The sequence below is a fragment of the Njordella calcicola genome (assembly GCF_056494125.1).
Genome location: NZ_CM151396.1, coordinates 511,289 through 529,890, shown reverse-complemented (window position 1 = coordinate 529,890; position 18,602 = coordinate 511,289). Strand labels below are relative to the sequence as shown.

General features: G+C 53.0%; 15 protein-coding genes. 3 read left to right on the top strand and 12 right to left on the bottom strand.

All coding sequences use genetic code 11. The annotated features are described in order from the left end of the window. Nucleotides 1-66 precede the first annotated feature (66 nt). From SH302x_RS01930 to SH302x_RS01875, 12 genes are all read right to left on the bottom strand, one after another. Nucleotides 67-2,484 carry an O-antigen ligase family protein gene (locus tag SH302x_RS01930; protein WP_479366900.1) on the bottom strand — a complete coding sequence of 806 codons (2,418 nt, stop codon included), beginning with the start codon at nt 2,482-2,484 and terminating at the stop codon, nt 67-69. Beyond that, a complete protein-coding gene (locus SH302x_RS01925) occupies nt 2,481-3,605 on the bottom strand; it encodes an MraY family glycosyltransferase (protein WP_479366898.1) in 1,125 nt (374 codons plus the stop codon). The genes SH302x_RS01930 and SH302x_RS01925 overlap by 4 nt, the downstream gene beginning before the upstream one ends. 135 nt (nt 3,606-3,740) lie before the next feature. Then, entirely contained in the window at nt 3,741-4,343 is a 603-nt protein-coding gene (locus tag SH302x_RS01920; protein WP_479366897.1) for an NYN domain-containing protein, read from the bottom strand. 220 nt (nt 4,344-4,563) lie between these two features. Continuing rightward, the gene (locus SH302x_RS01915; protein ID WP_479366895.1) at nt 4,564-5,379 is read right to left on the bottom strand and encodes a cupredoxin domain-containing protein; all 816 of its coding nucleotides are present in this window, start codon (nt 5,377-5,379) and stop codon (nt 4,564-4,566) included. Between the two features lie 266 nt (nt 5,380-5,645). Continuing rightward, complete coding sequence (locus SH302x_RS01910) at nt 5,646-6,017, bottom strand: hypothetical protein (RefSeq protein WP_479366894.1); 372 nt, start codon at nt 6,015-6,017, stop codon at nt 5,646-5,648. Nucleotides 6,018-6,067: 50 nt separating this feature from the next. After that, nucleotides 6,068-7,675 carry a glycine--tRNA ligase gene (locus tag SH302x_RS01905; protein WP_479369231.1) on the bottom strand — a complete coding sequence of 536 codons (1,608 nt, stop codon included), beginning with the start codon at nt 7,673-7,675 and terminating at the stop codon, nt 6,068-6,070. A gap of 123 nt (nt 7,676-7,798) precedes the next feature. After that, nucleotides 7,799-8,683 carry a peptide chain release factor N(5)-glutamine methyltransferase gene (prmC, locus tag SH302x_RS01900; RefSeq protein WP_479366892.1) on the bottom strand — a complete coding sequence of 295 codons (885 nt, stop codon included), beginning with the start codon at nt 8,681-8,683 and terminating at the stop codon, nt 7,799-7,801. A 4-nt stretch (nt 8,684-8,687) separates the two neighbouring features. After that, a complete protein-coding gene (gene prfA, locus SH302x_RS01895; protein WP_479366890.1) occupies nt 8,688-9,761 on the bottom strand; it encodes a peptide chain release factor 1 in 1,074 nt (357 codons plus the stop codon). A gap of 168 nt (nt 9,762-9,929) precedes the next feature. Continuing rightward, complete coding sequence (rpmE, locus tag SH302x_RS01890; protein WP_479366889.1) at nt 9,930-10,178, bottom strand: 50S ribosomal protein L31; 249 nt, start codon at nt 10,176-10,178, stop codon at nt 9,930-9,932. A 250-nt stretch (nt 10,179-10,428) separates the two neighbouring features. Then, nucleotides 10,429-10,713 carry an Asp-tRNA(Asn)/Glu-tRNA(Gln) amidotransferase subunit GatC gene (gene gatC, locus SH302x_RS01885; protein WP_479366887.1) on the bottom strand — a complete coding sequence of 95 codons (285 nt, stop codon included), beginning with the start codon at nt 10,711-10,713 and terminating at the stop codon, nt 10,429-10,431. Between the two features lie 77 nt (nt 10,714-10,790). Continuing rightward, nucleotides 10,791-11,051 carry a 50S ribosomal protein L28 gene (gene rpmB / locus SH302x_RS01880; protein ID WP_479366885.1) on the bottom strand — a complete coding sequence of 87 codons (261 nt, stop codon included), beginning with the start codon at nt 11,049-11,051 and terminating at the stop codon, nt 10,791-10,793. Nucleotides 11,052-11,166: 115 nt separating this feature from the next. Continuing rightward, a complete protein-coding gene (locus SH302x_RS01875; RefSeq protein ID WP_479366883.1) occupies nt 11,167-12,480 on the bottom strand; it encodes a Gfo/Idh/MocA family protein in 1,314 nt (437 codons plus the stop codon). Nucleotides 12,481-12,625: 145 nt separating this feature from the next. Between SH302x_RS01875 and SH302x_RS01870 the strand changes: the two genes are divergently transcribed. From SH302x_RS01870 to SH302x_RS01860, 3 genes are all read left to right on the top strand, one after another. Continuing rightward, on the top strand, nt 12,626-15,460 hold the full coding sequence (locus SH302x_RS01870) for a PSD1 and planctomycete cytochrome C domain-containing protein (protein WP_479366881.1): 2,835 nt from the start codon (nt 12,626-12,628) through the stop codon (nt 15,458-15,460). Between the two features lie 15 nt (nt 15,461-15,475). Further along, nucleotides 15,476-16,885, top strand: coding sequence for a DUF1501 domain-containing protein (locus SH302x_RS01865; RefSeq protein WP_479366879.1), 1,410 nt, complete (start codon nt 15,476-15,478; stop codon nt 16,883-16,885). Nucleotides 16,886-16,953: 68 nt separating this feature from the next. Beyond that, on the top strand, nt 16,954-18,597 hold the full coding sequence (locus tag SH302x_RS01860; protein ID WP_479366878.1) for an alpha-amylase family glycosyl hydrolase: 1,644 nt from the start codon (nt 16,954-16,956) through the stop codon (nt 18,595-18,597). Nucleotides 18,598-18,602 lie beyond the last annotated feature (5 nt).

Genomic DNA, 18,602 nt, shown 5'->3' with positions numbered 1-18,602 from the left:
GTTCGAAGCAGGCATGGCGGATTCTGCAAGGGAATCCATCGAAACGCCCCGATAATTGCAGCGGCTCTATGAGCCCGGCGACCTCTCCTGCGGCATCGAATTCAGTAAAATACGCATGGTTTTAGCCAGCGGTTCAGCCTGGACTCGCGCTGGGTCTTGAGCAATCCGTTGACGGCCCTTGGTCCACAATTCCCAATTGGCCGCATTGCGTTGGCGATCGGCTGGGTTCACTTCTTCCCCGGCCTGTACCGCAGCCTGCAGCGATCGCCCAAAAGCCTCTGGCCAATACACGGACCCGGCAAAAATACGACGATCAAAATGTGGAATTTCTCGGTCGATGCGTTCCGCTTGAGCCAAGAGCAACTCTGCCTGCGCATACTCGCCCTGCAGAAAGTGCCCCAAAGCCGCTTGTAGCAACACTTTAACGTCACTGGGATACAACTGGGCCGCATGCGCATAATCCGCTGCCGCGACTGTCAACCACTGAGCTGCATCCAACGCAGCAAACTCGAAATACCAATGCCCGCGCTGCAGCCAAGCGGCCCAGCTTTGACGATCACGCTGAACAAAGCCATCGCTGAAGCGGTGGAAGTTTTCAAAAAACTCTGACTCGCGCGGCATGATCGCTCGGCTATTGCGCAGCACACTCAAACCACGCTGACACTCCACCTCGGCTGCGTATCGCCACAACGTAGGATCAACCGAATCGGCCTGGACGAACTGTTGCAACTGGGACGCCGACGGCATCTGCTTGGCCCCCCGCAATTCCGCCACGGCCGCAGCGGCATTACGAACCGGATACCAACTGCTCCACAAAAAAGTCGCCAGCGCCAGCAGCCCACACGCGAACACTATCGCGGACAGCCTCTTGGATCGCAACTCACCAACGCGATGTGGCCCCTCCCCTGAAACCTGCACGGCCGCATACATCAACATCGCCCAGAGGATACAAAAATAGTTACTGACGCCCGGAGTCATCCAACCGCCCGCAAACGATAAACAAACAGTAGTCGTAATCGCGGCCGCTACTAACGGATTGAACCCAATTTCGGGCAGGACATCAAACTGCCTTCGCAGATAAAACAACACCGCGCAAGCCATCGGTATGCTGAACACGTACGAAGTAGGATCAGGGTAAAGCGACATCACCGCTACTGCAGCCCATGGTAAAACGATTCCAAACGCACTGCCCAGCAACATGCCTTTGGCAATGACTGCTTGCTGACCCGCAGCAAACTCTTCATCAAGTGGGTCGCTCGAAATCTCGACTGCTGAATCAACTGATCCAAACGACCGCCAAACAAACCAGCCAAGTAATCCAACGATCGCGACCAACAAACTTAGCCCCGCCAGCAGGCCCCCAGTGGCAGCCGTCTCAAACACAAAGTTATGAGGGTCGCTCACCGTCTCCGCCGAAAGCGGCGACTTGTACTGGGCATAGTAGTCTTGGAAATTACCGCCACCTACTCCCAGCCACCAATGGTCACGCACGATTGCGGCTGTTGCCTGCCAATACGATGTGCGATACAGCAGCGAATCCAGCGCATCTCGCAATATGGACGCGTCCCAGAAATAGATGCCCGTCAGTGCGATAACGCCGCCAAGAATACTAAACCCAATGTTGCGGCGATAATGCATCTGGAAAGCTGACTTCCAAGCTGGCTGGGTGATGACCAACCACAGGATTCCCAGCAACGCGGCCAGCCAAGCCGTTCGACTTTTGGTCCACAACAAACACATGACCATCGGCAGGCCCACGGCAATCGCCAACATTCCCCCCGCCTGCTTGGATGTTCGCCAGTAAGCAGGCAGCAACCCAAGCAGCAACACCAAACCTGCCGCCAGCACAATTGCTAACGAGTTGGTCAGCGAATAAGTGGCCGTGGGAGCGGCGTCGTACAAACGACTTTTATACAACATGGCCATGCCAGGCCCCGACGATTCGTCGATCCCTACCTCACGCAACACTGCTGCTGGGTTGGCTTCGTAGCGAGCTAAATCCGCGGGTATCTCCACCAGTTTTTGATACACGCCGTGCATCGCTAAAGTCCAAACAATCGCCAATAGCAAAATCACCAACCGGTCGCTGAACCATCGCCAATTCCGGCCGCTGTGCTCAAGCAACAACCAAATGCTGGCAACCGCGAAACCACTTGCCACCCATTGCCAAGCGGTATTCAACGCATGCCGATAATTCGCTTGCCCCCCCATCACCAAGGTTGCAGCCAACACGCATCCCCAACAAATCGCCAAAATCACTGCGATCATTCGAACCCAAGACGATAATCGCTTGGGTGCATCGTCTGGTTCTTTTGTTCCAGTCATGCCAGGCAACGACGCCAGCACTGCAGCGACTATCCATAGGAGACAGGAAAAAAGTGCCTCGCCAGAAGCGACTTCATTGGCGGAAGCTGGATGAGCAAAACCAAATAAAATGGCACCCATCGCAGCCACCAGCGCCAGTTGAAACAGCAATGTCTTCACTTGTCTTTGCTTCTTCCTCTCAAGGCAAGGACCTCCAGCATGCCCATCAAACTACACGTGCACAAGACAATCGCGACGACTACGCCGGCTCCAACTATGTCCGTTCGCTGAAGCAGCAATGCTCCCAAAGAGGTCGTTAAGGTCGCCAAATAGATCGTGACCACCGCTTGCTTTTTCGATAGCCCAAGTTCAACCAAACGATGCGAAAAATGTCGCTTATCAGCCTGAAAGGGACTGCGGCCTTCACGCACCCGAATCCAAATCACACTCAGCGTGTCATACAACGGTATAGCTAACGCGCATAAAGGAGCGATGACCGCATGAGGCGTGACCGATCGATACCCCGTGTAGGTTGTCAAAAGTGTCGCGACCGCGATCCAGAATCCAACCAGATAGCTTCCAGCGTCTCCCATGAAGATGGTCGCAGGCGGCCAGTTGTGCCATAAGAAACCTAACAGGGCACCTAGCAAAGCAAGTAACATGCAGGCGACAAACAATTGCGGGCGGAAACCATTTACATGTGGACTGGCGAGCAGCATCACCGCCAGTACGCCGCAAATGATCGCAGCCACGCCACCACTCAGACCGTCCATGTTGTCCAGCATATTGAAAGAGTTGATCAACGCGACGATCCAAATCATGCTGGCCAAGCCGGTAATCAAGTTGCTGTCGATAAAGGCCGTAAAGCGAACATCCAAAACAAACACTACGACCGCCGCTACCGCAAACTCAACTCCCAGCCTTAACTGCCATGCCAAGCCATGACGATCATCCATGAGCCCCAAAAGCATTAATATTGTTCCGCATCCAAGCAGCGCCCAAATCTCAGTGGCCTTCTCTTGCAACCCCGGCAAATGTTCAATGAATCTCCCCAGACCGAAGTAGGTCAGCAAGTCCGGGGTCGCCAAAAATGCGACGCCTGTTCCCATCGCAAACGTGCCTATCAAACCGCACCAGACGCCCAAACCGCCACCCAGCGGAACAGGCGAGGTGTGCACTTTTCTCGCGTTGGGCTTGTCTAACAGACCCATACGACTGGCCGCTCGCTTTACAACCGCCACACATACGAGGCTCACTGCCATCGACGGCAGCAGCACCGCCGCCGCCAGTATCCACACCATGCCTGCCTCGTTACGCTTCTATGCTCTTGCTGAATGCCCTAAGCAATGACCGGGAAATAAGTGTCCGCACGAATTCTGAAGTCCACAAACTGCATGGACCAAGTGCTCTAGTATCTATCGAGTCCTGCCGTCTGCCTACTCGTCATAATCAAAATCGTGAAAACCGGCCAAGTCTTCTGCCGTTAGATTCCTTCTCGCCCGACTTTGATGCTGCGGATCCCCTGGAGGTCGCTGCAACTCAACCGCCGGTTTCAAGCTGGGCTTGGAATCCGGTCCAGATTCTGGCAACTTCCCTGCCTGGATCCACGCTTGCTGGGCGATGGGAATTCGAGCCAAACTCTGAAAGAACCAGTCCTTGGACTCCATCGTCTTCGCCGCATACGATCGCGCTGTCGACTTGATTTTTCCATCGCTGGAGACCACCAAGACACTTTTGGGCCGCGGGTGCTGGATAATCCAATCTTCGATGTACTGATCGGCCTCTTCGTAGTTCGATGCAAATACAATCCGCATACCCGACGCGTGTTCTTGAATCAATGGTTCCACAGTCCGCGTTTGCTTCGAATCAAAAACTATCGTGGCGTCTTTCAGCAAACTCGCATCGACCGTCCACTGCACGAACGCAACCAAACGTTGCCGACTTAGTTCGTAGTGCCGAGCCCCTTTTCCTGCGACCATCAACGGCGTTTGGAACAAAACGTTGTAGCCGTCGATGATGAGAAACTGGAATTGAGACATTAATGCTAGACCGAGCAGGAGACCACAAAAACCGGGGCTGATGCCCTGCGGCTGATCGACGCGGTGTGAACGAATACTATTTTAAATACCATGAAAGGCCATCACCTCTCCACATAGCAGTGTACCCGTGGAGCTACCTCGGTCCACAAAAAAACCCGCACCAATCTGGCACGGGTCTTATTACTTAGTCGCAGAGAACTAAAAACTCTCTGTCGCAACTTTATTGCTTGAAGTGCTTGGGAGTCAGCTTACATACCCCCAAATCATTCAGACCAGCCTTCAAAGTGATCTCAATTACGCCTTTCTTCCATTCGGTGTCCTTGCCATCCAAATTCACCTTGGCGATTGCGCCATCGGAATTCTCATGCCAAATCTTCAGCGTAAGCTCTTTACCAACGGGCAAGCCTTTGATCAAAAGCTCTCCGTTGTCATCGCTAATCCCAACATAAGGCGTTTCACTCACAATAACATACGCTCGCATCCAAGGATGGATGTTGCATTCAACAGGGATCGGCGCTCGCTCCACCTTCTTCACATCGAACTTGACCGAACCACCTTGAGGTATGATCTGATTAGCCGCATCATTCTCGAAGAAGCTGAAAGACGCATTGTGTCCAGTGTGGTCCGAGTTTTTTACGGTCACCGACCCGCCAGCGACTGCGGTGAAGATATGCGGCTCGAACACGCAATTGACGTTGTCCAACACGGAACTCTCTTTCGCCGCAGTCATCATTTCGGCAGGCACATCGCCAACACTCAGATTGCTTTTACGGGCATCTGGATAGATGACCACGTTCTTGATGCCTTTCGTCGAAGGATTGACAATTACTTTGTCTTCCTTGGCATTGATGGCCTTGTTCGCATCATCGCACCAAGGATCTTTGCCCATCGCAATCTCCTTGTTCTCTGGCATCTTGTCCGAGTCATACACAAAGGTGACTTTCAGATCGGCCGTATCCGCGGCGTTAGCAGAAAAACCAGAGCCGAAAAGCGCTAAACTCACGACTGCCATTAAACTCATTAAACGCATTTTCATTTATTCCTCGTCAAGTCACCGTCAAATTAAGTATCAGAAGAAGCCTATCCCAAGGGCAGGCCAAATAGGTGGGAGCGAACCGTTCCATTCCGGCCACTGGCGGATCGCCACATCTGTGCAGCGTGCTACCAACAGCCACTGCTACTTTACTCAATAGATGCAGCTCAGTCTACCGTGTCAGCCAGTGCCGTCGACCTTTTCGGCCTACACTGCGGCTGACGTCGCAGGAAACAATCCGTCCAGGTTGGCTGCCGTCCAAACCCTCATTACGGTTGCACGACCGCTCGAACTTCATCCGGCGTCGGCTTAGTCCCGTTAAAGTCCTTTAACCGCAGGTCCGCCTCGATGTTCCGGACGCTTTTCAATTCAATCCCGCCTGTTTCGGCCGCTACCATATACGTGGCCATAGTCCGCATCGAAGCATCCAGCACAATCACTTGTGTACGACCTCCGGGCAGCGATTGGACACTTGCTATCAAATTACCCGCCGCAGCGCTACTAGCCGACACCCCGCCACTCACGGCCGCTGGCACAGGCGGCTGATACCCGCCGGGCTGTTGCGATCTCAGTTCGCTGACCAACCACGGTCCGCCCAACAGGAGTACAGCCAATCCCACCCAACCCACTGGCGACTTCATGCGTGATACCCTTTCGCTACATCGACGATCGAACCAACAAGTGAAAACGATTAGCTTACGCGTTTCTCAATTTCCGCGACCACATCATCTTTGTGAACACGCCATTGCTCTAATGAGTCTCGATCGCGAATGGTCACGGTCCCATCGATCATGGTCTGACCATCGACGGTAATACAATAAGGTGTGCCCGCTTCATCTTGGCGTCGATAGCGTCGACCAACCGCGCCCTTTTCATCATAGAACGCGCTGAACTTGGCTTTCAGTCCGCCGTAGATTTCCTTAGCCACCTCGGGCATACCATCTTTTTTCACCAGCGGGAACACGGCGGCTTTGATAGGCGCGATTCGTGGGTGGAATCGCATCACAACGCGAGTTTGCATTTGCCCGTTTTCGTCAGGTTGTTGGTCTTCGAAATACGCTTCGCATAAGAAAGCCAACGTCGCTCGATCCGCGCCAGCCGAAGGTTCTATGACGTGGGGAACGAATTTTTCATTGGTGATCGGATCGCGATAACTTAAATCTTTGCCGCTGCCCCGATGACGTGGCTGCCCATGCTCATCAAGCTCCACGGTAAGTGGACGTGTCTTTGGATCGAGTTTGCCTTCCATGTGCGAACGCAGATCAAAATCACCGCGATGCGCGATGCCTTCCAACTCGCCAAACTCACCAGCGGTTAGAAACGGAAAAGCATACTCAATATCGGCGGTACCACAGGAATAATGACTCAGTTCATCGTGCTCGTGCTCACGTAATCGCAGTCGCTCGCCAGAGAGCCCTAGCGCGGTGTACCAAGCCATGCGGCGATTGCGCCAGTACGAATACCACTCGCGAGACTGGCTGGGATGACAGAAGAACTCAATCTCCATTTGTTCAAACTCGCGGGAGCGAAAAGTAAAATTCCGCGGAGTAATCTCATTGCGAAAACTTTTGCCCACTTGAGCCACACCAAATGGAATCGCCACACGCGTGCTATCGCAAACATTCTTGAAGTTTACGAAGATGCCCTGCGCGGTTTCTGGTCGCAAGAACGCCGCACCTTCTTCGCCAGATAAAGCGCCGACATACGTCTTGAACATCAAATTAAATTCGCGTGGTTCGGTCAACGTGCCCAGCGTGTTCACATCCGGCGCAAGAATATTTACCGTGTCGCTAGGCGACAGTTTGTCCAACGACGTATAGCTGCCTTCCCACTGCAATTGCTCGACGTCCTTGGCTCGCAGATTATAGAACTTCAAGGCCCTGCGCTGTGTATCTTCATCTTGATTCTCCGCGTCGGCCAGCGTGGTTACAAAAATCCGTTGCCCCTTGGCAGTAACCCAACGACCTTTCACCTGATCAAAACGATATCGCTTCTTGGACTCGCGGCAGTCGACCATAAAGTCATGAAACAGATCGTAATGCCCAGAGCATTTCCAGACCTGAGGATGCATCAAAATGGTGCAATCCAGACCAACCATTTCGTAACAAGCCGGTGCACCTTCAGGCTGCACCATTTCGTTATGCCCAGAGCACATATCTTGCCACCAAGCGTCTTTAATGTTTCGCTTCAGCTCGACTCCCAATGGGCCATAATCCCAAAAGCCGTTCATGCCGCCGTAAATCTCGCTTGACTGAAACAAAAAGCCTCGGCGTTTGCACAGCGAGACCAGCTTTTCCATAGTGACCATAATTAACAGGCTGCAGACAGAAGGTTTATCAACAAAGGGAACTAACAATTCATTTCAGAAACTCAAGCAGACTCGATGAACAATTCACTTTGCAAAGCGAAATGTGCATGACTTCTACAATTTCTGAGCCACCAACACACGTCGAAGTTTAGCAAGATCCTTCACGAAGCTTGTCTTCTGCCAACGCGATTGGTCGGAAAACAGCCCCTCGGCTCGGTCTGCAATCATCGGCGATAGTTCAATCAATATACTGCCGCCCGAGTGAAGTCGCTCGAAGGCTTGTTGCTCAAGTCGCTCGATCACCTCCAGGCCCGTCGGACCAGCCACCAGTGCTAGCCGCGGTTCAAACTCTCGAACACTGCGATCCAATTGCTCATACTCTGGTTGGCTTACGTACGGTGGATTGGAAAGGATGAGATCAAAAGTTGGTGCTGCCGCAAACGAATCTAAAAGATCCGCTTGCCGCAACTCTATTCGCTCATTCAGCTCATAGCGTTCGACATTTCGACGCGCCACATCCAAGGCTTTGGCGTCGATATCTACGGCCACCAAGTCGGCTCGCGGAAATTGCTTGGCAAACGCAACCGCTATACATCCACTGCCCGTACAAACATCCGCGATGTGCAATTTGCGATTCTCAACGGCCACACGCTGCTTGGCCAAATCTAAAGCCGTAAGCACCAAATGTTCTGTCTCAGGCCTGGGAATCAAGCAGTCGGAATTCACATAAAACGAGATCGAATAGAACTCTTTGTGACCGACCAAGTATGCGACGGGCGTGCCTTCAGCGCGACGCTTTACCATTTCACGAAAAGCGGCCTTTACGACATCACCAGGCTGCTCTTCGAAACGCGTGTACAATTCAATACGCTTGCACTCCATCGCATGCGACAGCAGAACTTCTGCATCCAAGCGAGGAGATTCCGAACCATTCTTCTTTAAATAGTCGGTGGTCCAAGTCAACAGCTTCGCCACATTCCAAACTTCCGCAGGTGCCATCGAATCACTCATCCATGTTGCCTCGAAGCTGGTCTCGTTCATACTCCAGCAACGCTTCGGTCACTGGTGCCAAATCACCTGACATGATTTGATCAAGTTTATACAGCGTCAAATTGATCCGATGATCGGTAAACCGATTCTGAGGGAAATTATAAGTTCGAATCCGTGCGCTGCGATCGCCAGTACCAGCCAACGAAAGCCGCTCGGTGGAACGTCGCTTTTCTTCTTCGGCCCGTTTGGCTTCGTAGAGCCTAGTCTTAAGAACGCGTATAGCTCGCGCAAGATTCTTGTGCTGGCTCTTTTCATCCTGACACTGAACCACAATGCCGGTCTCCAAGTGCGTCAAACGAATTGCTGATTCCGTCTTGTTGACGTGCTGACCACCAGGGCCCGACGCACAGAATTTGTCCAATCGATAGTCCTCCGGCTTGAGATCAATCTCAACGTCCTCGGGCTCGGGCATGACGACGACCGTCGCAGCGGAAGTATGGACGCGACCTTGAGTTTCTGTTTCCGGTACGCGTTGCACTCGGTGGCCGCCGCTTTCAAACTGCATTTCGCGGTAAACGCCTTCGCCCTCCAGGGCCATGACGATTTCTTTGAATCCTCCGCGTTCGCTGACGCTGCTGTCCATGATCTCCACCTTCCAACCCTTGCTGGCGGCATGGTGATTGTACATGGTAAAAAGGTCGCGAGCGAACAAAGCGGCTTCTTCACCGCCCGTGCCTGCACGAATCTCGAAAACGCAACGCGTTCGATTTGCATCTTCACCACCAATGGTGAAGTCCAGCAGTTCTTTCCACAAGACTTCGCGTTCCGCACGAACTCGGGTTAGCTCTTCTTCGGCCATCGCACGTTCATCAGAATCTGACGAATCGCTCATGGCTGTCAGTTCCCGAATGTCGTCGGACAACTTACGGTACGTGCGATACTTCTGAGCCAGCTTGGCCAACGCACCATGCTCACGCATTACCGTCGCGATCCTGCTGGAATCAGCCAGCACCGCCGGATCGCCCATATCTTGCTCCAGTTGTTCAAATTTCTGGAGTGATTCGTCAAGTTGTTCGCGGATATTCATACCGCACTGCGAGCCTTCATTTGCGAGAGAAAAAGCCTGGATTGCTGATTAGGACGCGGACACTTCAGCCATCACAATCAACAGTTCTACCATCAAAAGCAAACCGCCGTGAACCCCATCCATTTCGAATGGCGCACGACGGCGGTACCAATTTTCGATGTAACCAAGCTATTTCTTGGCAGCCTTCTTCGCCTTCTTGGGCTGCAAAGATGCGTAAGTTCCAGCCGCAAATTTGTTTTGGAACTTTTCAATACGACCGGCAGTGTCAACATACTTCAGCTTGCCGGTGTAAAACGGATGGCATTCGCTGCAAATGTCGATCTTCAACTCTTTGCGAGTCCCACCAGTTACGAAAGTATTACCACAGCCGCAAATGACTTGAGTTTGGAAATACTTGGGATGACCTTCGGATTTCATGGAAGCGACAACTATATAGATAGAGTTTTAAATTTCGCGACTTGGAACGATACAAGATTTGCGCGGGACGGAAATATTACGGACGAAAACTGGAATTTGCAAGGGCAAAGCGAGTTTCCGAAGCACCAGCCCCCCAAAACATCGCCCTAACCGCTACTTTCCTGCCTACAGACCACGTCGAATTCAACCCGGAACCCACCCTACGACAGCTTTCGCAAGCGGCATCAGCAAGTACCGTCCGGCACTAAAATCACAAGACCGCCGGAACAAGAAAGCACTCGCCGTCATCTTCGGGAGCATTCTTTAAAGCAAGCTCTCGCGGCAACGACTGCCCCAACTGATCAGCAACAACAGCATTGGTCAGCTCAACGGCATGCACCATAGGCTCAACGTCTGCCGTATCAACCTCAGCCAACTGATTAGCTAAATCCAACATATTGCCAAGCTGTAGCGTGAGCTCATCCAACTCGGCGTCGGTAAATGACAAACGAGCTAGCTTCGCAACCTTCGCTACCTGATCTCGATGGATACCCATGGCAAATGGCCCTTACCGGCCGCTCGGCGAAAACAAAAAACATCCGTTGCCCAACTGCAACCCGACCAGTCCGCTGACTATTTCGGCAGCGCAAAGGGCTTCTGACGGACCGCTTTTCGCACGCGTCCACTGCGGATGCATTGGACGCAAACGCGAATCCGCTTGCTGCCGCCATCCGGCATTTCTGCATTGATTTCTTGCAGATTAGGCAGGAACCGGCGGCGAGTGATGCCGGTCACTTTGGTACCAACACCACCGAGGTACTTCGCCTTACCACGTGTTTCGATTGAATTGCCAACTTGCGGACCCTTGCCGCAAACTTCGCATTGCTTTGCCATGATTCTGCTACTTTTGCACGATATTTCTGGAAAAATGGAGGTGAGAGTATAGCGGTCCAGGCTAAGGAAGCAACGGCAAAATACCACCTTTTTGCCACTGATCTACGCCACTGTTCTACACAGCCCACTGGCGAGCCGGCCGCGATCGCAACGAGTTCGCCTCCACATCGTCGACAAATAATTCGGTTTTTGGATCGATCCTCAACGGCCGCCTTAAGATCCAAGCTATCGCCGCGGCATGACAGGCAATATGCGATCGCCGCATCACTTGATGATTGGCTGCCGGTAACTTTCGAGTCCGCATGCAATCAAAAAAATCCCTTGCATGTGTCGCTACATCCAAACCTCGCACCCGTGGTGTTCGCTCAAGTTCTTTCGCCAGATCAGGATGCGAAGCCACCAATTCGCCTTCGTCTCCGGTTTCGATCGAGCCAGCCTCGCCGACAAAACGCACCGGGCAGGTCCCCAACCGGGTAATGTAGTGCGGATCCCGATTCCCAAACGGCTCGGACAAAAAGTCGATCATCAAGGTCACACCGTTGGCATACTTGCAAGTGATGTCGTTCTCACTGGGCACATACTCGATAGGCATCGCATCGTCGCTCTGGTTGGCCCACTGGCAGAGATCGACCGTGTGCGCGCCCCAATCCAGCAGCCGAGCTCCCGAATCAAAATCCCATTGGCCTCGCCAACGGCCTTCGACATACTTTTGGTTGAAAGGTCGCCACGCGGCTGGCCCCAACCACAAGTTCCAATCACAAACCTCGCGAGCAGGACTCGGCTCAGCAGGCAACCACGTATTGTCGAGCGTCGGCACATAAACCGAAGCATGCAGCTTCTGTAATTTCCCAAGCCGACCCGATTGAGCTAACTCAACCGCCTTCACAAAATTCAAGACTGACCGCCGCTGCGTCCCCGCTTGAAACACCCGCCCAGTTCGCTCAATGGTTTCACTCAGCCGCTGGCAATCCGCAATCGTAATCCCGCAGGGCTTCTCGCTGTAGATATCCTTACCTGCTTCAGCCGCCATCACGGACGCTTCCGTATGCCAGCGGTCTCCCGTCGCAATCAGCACCGCATCGATATCTTTGCGATCGAGAATCTCACGAAAGTCGATATGCAGGCTACAGTCTTTATTGCCATAGTGATCATCCACCATTTTCTTGCCCGCATCGCGCCGGCTCGCCTGCACATCCGCGATAGCTACGCAGCGCACGTCAGGAAACTGCAAAATGGATTGCAAATCGTAAGTACAGCGAGGTCCAATTCCGATCACTCCCAGATTGATGCGTTCACTTGGTGCCGTCGATGCGTTTTGCCCACTCGCTTGCCGCATCACGCCGCCTGCTAGCATAGCGGCGGCAGTCGTAGCAGCGCTTTTACCAATAAACTGACGACGACTGGTGCTTTGAGCCTGTTCTTTATTCATAGATTCACTCGCATGAAGGTGTTGAGCGGTCGGAGAGAACATTGAATATACACCAATTCGTCGGATCAAATTGAGCAGTGGATTTCACGCTCGCTTTTTGACGATTGCTTCCCGTCCGGCAATCCGTTTTGATATAATCAGCTTTATGCCCCGCCTAACCTTCCTCCCCACCATCCTGGTTTTATGTCTCGCCGCAACTCTTCCGGCCAGCGAGCCCACTGAGAGTGAGTTGCTATTTGTGCGAAGGGTCGCGCCGTTGTTGGCCGAGAAATGCAACTCATGCCACGGCGCTAATCCTGATAGCATTGAAGGCAATCTGAACTTGCAGCATGCTGCCACTGCGATTGCTGGCGGTGATTCGGGCGAGCAAGCGATCGTCGCTGGACGCCCTCAGGACAGCCCGCTGTATCTAGCCATGCAACGCACCCACGAACTCTGGTCTGCAATGCCACCCAAAGAAAGCGAGGCAGTCTCTCAGCAGCACTTGGACTACATCTATGAATGGATCACGCTTGGAGCCGACTGGCCTGACCAAGAGCGAGCCAACCATATCAACCAGACCTACTTGGACGCTTGGTCCAGTGAAGATGGCGTGATCGTCACTACCTCCGGCGGACTTGCCCAAGCATGGACCAACCGTCGCTATCGACCAGAAGGATTGTGGGCCTATCAAAAAGTCGCCCCTCCTTCAACCGTTGGTTCGCTAACGGCTTCTCAAGCGATCGATCGGCTGATCGAAGAACAAATGCCCAAGGGATTAACCGTTGCGTCACCGACCGACCGAACAACACTGATTCGCCGCGCCACATTGGATTTGCTAGGACTGCCTCCAACCTTGGAAGAGATTAATGCGTTTTTGGCGGACTCGCAAAACGATGAGCTTGCCTTTGCTGCGGTCGTCGAACGCTTGCTGGATTCACCTCATTACGGCGAACGCATGGCTCGACACTGGCTGGACGTTGTTCGCTACGCGGACTCATCAGGCCTGGCGAATGATTACGAACGTGGCAACGCTTGGCGCTATAGGGATTACGTCATCCGCTCATTCAACCATAACAAACCCTTTGACATCTTCATCCGCGAACAGATCGCTGGTGATGAGATCGATCCAACGGATCCCGAACTGATCATCGCCACAGGCTTTCTCCGTATGGGACCATGGGAACTCACGAGCATGGAAGTCGCAAAGGTCGCTCGCCAAAGGTTCCTGGACGATGTAACCAACAGTGTTGGGGAGACGTTCCTCGCTCATTCTTTACAGTGCGCTCGCTGCCACGATCACAAATTCGACCCCATTCCAACAAAGGATTATTACGCGATTCAAAGTGTCTTTGCGACGACTCAACTAAGCGATCGAAGCGCAGCGTTCTTGCCGCAAGAGAATGTGGGAGGATTTGAAGAAAAAGCATACCTCCAGTCGCAAAAGTCAGAACATGAAGCGGTACTAGCCAAACTTGACCATGTCCTCCTGGAGAACGCTCAACAATGGTTTCTGCAAAACGAGATCTCGCCAGACCAGTGGGACGCTGCTGTGGCATCCGTTGGCAGCGAACACCAGCGAGGCATCTTCAATGCAGCAAGAAGCAAACTGATGTCCAAAGGAGTGGCGGAAGATCAATTGCCACCCAAGCTCGTCGGCTTTACGCCGCAGCAATTTGGCCAAGAACGCGTGGCTCGCAAAGGCTTGGAGCGAATTGCTTGGACCATGGACCGCTATAGCCCTTTTGCGTTAGGTGTCTACAACGGAAAAACACCACAGAAAACGAGCGTCACTTCGCCGATGCGAATGCCCAACGACCCCTTATCCCAAGGCGAGCTAGAGCAGGTCTGTATCCTCACTGGCGGTGACCCTTTCTCACCATCAACTCCGGTGCAACCCGGCGTTCTGAGCGCACTGGATCAACATCTGCAATGCAAGATTCCAGATTCAATCACGGGCCGTCGAACTGAACTTGCCAACTGGATCGCTGACGCTAACAATCCATTGACCACGAGAACGATCGCGAACCGAATTTGGCTGTGGCACTTTGGACAAGCGATCGCGGGCAATCCAAACAACTTCGGCTCGACCGGCAAACCGCCGACGCACCCTGCCCTGCTAGATTATCTGGCCCATCATTTGGTAGCCAGCAACTGGTCCCTGAAGTCGCTGCATCGCGCGATCATGCTGTCCAACGCGTACCGCCGCAGCAGCCTACATCCCGACCGCAAACAACTCACGGAACTAGATCCTTTGGGAACTAGCTATGCCGTCTTCACTCCCCGCCGCTTGACCAGCGACGAAATCCGCGATGCAACCCTGCTCGCTACGGGCGAATTAAACCGTGACATCGGCGGTATTCCCAATCGCCCTGAAATGAATTTGGAGGCCGCTCTGCAACCACGACAAGTGATGGGCACGTTTGCCGAAGCTTGGGTACCTAACCCTTTGCCCAATCAACGCCATCGTCGCTCGATCTATGCCCTTAAACTACGTGGTTTGGTTGATCCCTTCCAAGATGTATTCAATGCCCCATCCAGCGACTTCTCATGCGAACGTCGCGAAGTGTCGACCATCACGCCTCAAGTCTTTAGCCTTTTCAACAGTCAAAACAGCGCAAACCGCTCGCTCGCGCTGGCCAATCGTGCGGCCAGCGAAGTCGGCGTTGCCGATAAATCAATCGTCATCTCTCGTTGTTTTAAATTGGCGTTTGGCAGACCGGCCACTTCGCAAGAGTTCCAGTGGTGCTCTCAACATTGGGAAGAACAACTGGGCCTGATCCAGCAAACGCCTGGCAAGCCACAAGTTGTCCCAACCATGGTGCTACGAACTGCGGTGGAGGAAAACACGGGCCAGCAGTTTGAGTTTTCGGAACGTTTGCATGCCTACAAAGACTTCGTACCAGACCTGCAACCCACCGATGTAACCGCGGAAGTTCGCGTGCTGGCAGACATCTGCCTGGTCCTGCTGAATTCGAATGAGTTCGTATACGTCTATTAAGGCAAGATGTTGAAAATGCTCTACTCTCACTCAATCCGACGCGACTTCTTGTACGGCCTTGGCGCTAGTCTTGGCAGCCTCGCATTCACCGCACTGATGGCCCAAGAGCAAGCAGCATCACCACCCAAGCCCGGACCACTTGCTCCTAAAGAAGGACATTTTGCGTCGAAAGCGAAGAACTGTATCTTCCTAATGATGGAAGGCGGGCCATCTCACATCGACACGTTTGACCCCAAACCCGCTTTAACGCGATTGCATTTACAAGAGTTCGTTCGCCGCGGCGAGCAGAAGTCAGCGATGGAAAGCGGCAAACGATACTACGTCCAAAGCCCCTTTCAATTCATCAAAGCAGGTCAATCCGGCGCGGATATGGCGGAGAACTGGCAAAACTTAGCCAAGGTCGCTGACCATCTTTGCTTTTACCGCGGTTGCCAAGTGGACTCGGTCAATCATCCCACAGCGATGTACCAAATGAATTGCGGCAACCGCTTCGGCGGTGATCCAGCACTGGGCTCTTGGGTCAACTACGGCCTAGGCTCCGCAAACCAAGACCTGCCAGGTTTTGTGGTCTTGCCGGAGGTTAGCTATCCCCAAGGCGGGCCCGCCAACTGGAGCAACGGCTACCTCCCTGCCTTCTTTCAAGGAACACCTTTCCGCGCAGCGGGCTCACCGATCTTAGACTTGCAGCCCCCCCCTGAAGTTGCCCCACAGCGGCAACGAGCGAACTTGGACTTGCTGCAAAAACTGAACGCTGCCCACGCCGTCCAGCACCCCTCGCACGAGGAACTAGCCGCCAGAATGGAAAGCTATGAGTTGGCCTATCGAATGCAGACCGAAGTGCCCGAAGTCTTAAATATCGATGGCGAAACACAAGCCACCTTGGATGATTACGGCATCAACCAACCAACGACAGATGCCTTTGGCCGCAAGTGCTTGTTGGCACGCAAACTGGTTGAAAAAGGAGTCCGCTTTGTCCAGCTTTATAATGGCTCATGGGATAGTCACGACTACATCGAAAGAGCCCACAGCAATCTTGTCAGCGCCGTTGATCAACCCATCGCGGCACTTATCGCCGATCTGCACCAACGCGGCTTGCTGGATAGCACGCTGGTCGTGTGGTGTGGTGAGTTTGGAAGGTCTCCGGATAACGGTGTACGCGGCGGTACCGCCTACGGCAGAGACCACAACCCCAGCGCGATGACCGTCTGGCTGGCAGGTGGCGGTTGCAAAGCCGGACATACTATCGGTGCCACCGACGAAACCGGAGCCACCGCGGTGGAAGAGGTGCACCATGTCCGCGATTTGCACGTTACACTATTGCGATTACTTGGCTTAGACGACAATCGCCTGACGTTTTATCATGCCGGCCGCTTTAAACAACTCAGCCAGTTCGGCGGCCAAGTCATCCACCAACTGATCGCTTAACTGATCTCACTGCTTATTACTATTCCTCACGCTGACTCCCCAAAAGCACCTTCCTGCAAAATCATTTTATGCCCGCACATCTAAAGCACTTGCTGCTAATCATCCCACTGACCACTTTGTTTTCCGCGTACTCAATAAGCTGCGCGGAATCGCCTAAGGAACATTTCGCGGGTCTTGCATTACCTTCGCCAGACCGTCAACTCAGCTTGGCCAGCGACGTCCATGATTGGTATCACGATGCGGTCGTCTACCACGTTTGGATCGCCGCCTTCCGCGATTCCGATGGGAACGGTGTTGGAGATATTCGTGGAGTGATTGACGGGCTTGATGCGTTAAGCCAACTGGGCGTCAACACTCTCTGGCTTTCTCCTTTCTTTGAGAACGCTAGTTCGAATCGCAACCTACATGGCTATGACGTTACCGATCATTACCAAGTCGACGCGAGGTTTGGCACCCTTGCCGACATCGAGGAACTGATCCATCAAGCTCACCTCAGGAACATGCGTTTAATTTTTGATTTCGTCCCCAACCATCTCTCTAGTAAACACCCTTGGTTTATCGATTCGCAAAATGCCTCATCACCCAAACGCGATTGGTTTATGTGGCGGGACAACCGACCCGAGCAGGGCTGGACAGGCTTCGATCGACAAAGCGACTGGCATGAAGCCAATGGCAGCTACTACTACGGAATTTTCTGGAGCGGAATGCCCGATGTTAACCATCGTAATGCTGACGTGCGGCTGGAACTTGCAAAAGCCGCCCGCTTCTGGTTAGACAAAGGCTTTGACGGCATGCGTATCGATGCAATTCGATACTTGTATGAAAACACGGAAGGCACAGGAGCAAAAGCAGACCAGGAAGACCAACCGGAAACGATTCAGTGGTTCAAAGCTTGGCGAAATGAAGTGATCGAACCCTACACTTCGATGGGCTATCCGAAACTAATGGTTGCAGAGAACTGGACTGACGATCGCGAGTCACTGAAATCGTATCTGATGCATGACAGCCAAAGCGTTTTCCATATGACGTTGAACTTCGCGTTGCTCCCCGCAATCACCAAACTCAACGCTTATCAAGCTCGCGAGAATTGGCATTGGCAAACGACTTTGCCGCAGGACGTGACGCTTGGTAACTTCGTCAGCAATCACGATTTGGCAGCAGACCGACCCGGTACCCTTTTCGCAGACCAACCAGAAAAACTACGAGCTCAGACCGCTTGGCTGTTGCTTGGTCCGGGCACGCCTTTTATCTACTACGGAAATGAGATTGGGCAACCCCAAGGCCCTCAACGAGGCGATACCAAACATCGTCAGAAATTAAACTGGGACGTGGTACAAAGCCAACAGTCGCTCAGCGATTCGAATTGGAATTGGCATCAGAAACTAATCCAATTGCGACATTCCCATCCCAGCCTCCGCCGCGGTGTTGCTCAATTTCTCCAAGTCACTCCGGAAACCAAAGATGTTATCGCGCTGTACCGCAGCTTTGACGGGAACTCGACGCTCACGATTTTGAATGGGTCGCCAGAATTGCTAACAGGGCTGGCAGTAAACTTGCCTGATGATGCTATCGTTAGCTCAATCAGTTCGGCGTTAGAACCGGAAGAGTTGCCGCCAGTTCCTGTCCAACACCAAACACTGCTATTGAAAGAACTGGCTCCCTTTGAGACCAAACTGTATCACTGGAACCGCGATCCAATCACACCGCCCTAGTTACC

What these genes read in the sequence shown, in the direction of transcription:
- SH302x_RS01905 (WP_479369231.1), bottom strand. Translation starts at nt 7,675, where the DNA reads ATGGAAAAGCTGGTCTCGCTGTGCAAACGCCGAGGCTTTTTGTTTCAG.
- SH302x_RS01865 (WP_479366879.1), top strand. Translation starts at nt 15,476, where the DNA reads ATGCTCTACTCTCACTCAATCCGACGCGACTTCTTGTACGGCCTTGGC.
- gatC (WP_479366887.1), bottom strand. Translation starts at nt 10,713, where the DNA reads ATGGGTATCCATCGAGATCAGGTAGCGAAGGTTGCGAAGCTAGCTCGT.
- SH302x_RS01915 (WP_479366895.1), bottom strand. Translation starts at nt 5,379, where the DNA reads ATGAAAATGCGTTTAATGAGTTTAATGGCAGTCGTGAGTTTAGCGCTT.
- SH302x_RS01925 (WP_479366898.1), bottom strand. Translation starts at nt 3,605, where the DNA reads ATGGTGTGGATACTGGCGGCGGCGGTGCTGCTGCCGTCGATGGCAGTG.
- SH302x_RS01910 (WP_479366894.1), bottom strand. Translation starts at nt 6,017, where the DNA reads ATGAAGTCGCCAGTGGGTTGGGTGGGATTGGCTGTACTCCTGTTGGGC.
- rpmB (WP_479366885.1), bottom strand. Translation starts at nt 11,051, where the DNA reads ATGGCAAAGCAATGCGAAGTTTGCGGCAAGGGTCCGCAAGTTGGCAAT.
- SH302x_RS01875 (WP_479366883.1), bottom strand. Translation starts at nt 12,480, where the DNA reads ATGAATAAAGAACAGGCTCAAAGCACCAGTCGTCGTCAGTTTATTGGT.
- prfA (WP_479366890.1), bottom strand. Translation starts at nt 9,761, where the DNA reads ATGAATATCCGCGAACAACTTGACGAATCACTCCAGAAATTTGAACAA.
- SH302x_RS01860 (WP_479366878.1), top strand. Translation starts at nt 16,954, where the DNA reads ATGCCCGCACATCTAAAGCACTTGCTGCTAATCATCCCACTGACCACT.
- SH302x_RS01870 (WP_479366881.1), top strand. Translation starts at nt 12,626, where the DNA reads ATGCCCCGCCTAACCTTCCTCCCCACCATCCTGGTTTTATGTCTCGCC.
- prmC (WP_479366892.1), bottom strand. Translation starts at nt 8,683, where the DNA reads ATGGCACCTGCGGAAGTTTGGAATGTGGCGAAGCTGTTGACTTGGACC.
- rpmE (WP_479366889.1), bottom strand. Translation starts at nt 10,178, where the DNA reads ATGAAATCCGAAGGTCATCCCAAGTATTTCCAAACTCAAGTCATTTGC.
- SH302x_RS01920 (WP_479366897.1), bottom strand. Translation starts at nt 4,343, where the DNA reads ATGTCTCAATTCCAGTTTCTCATCATCGACGGCTACAACGTTTTGTTC.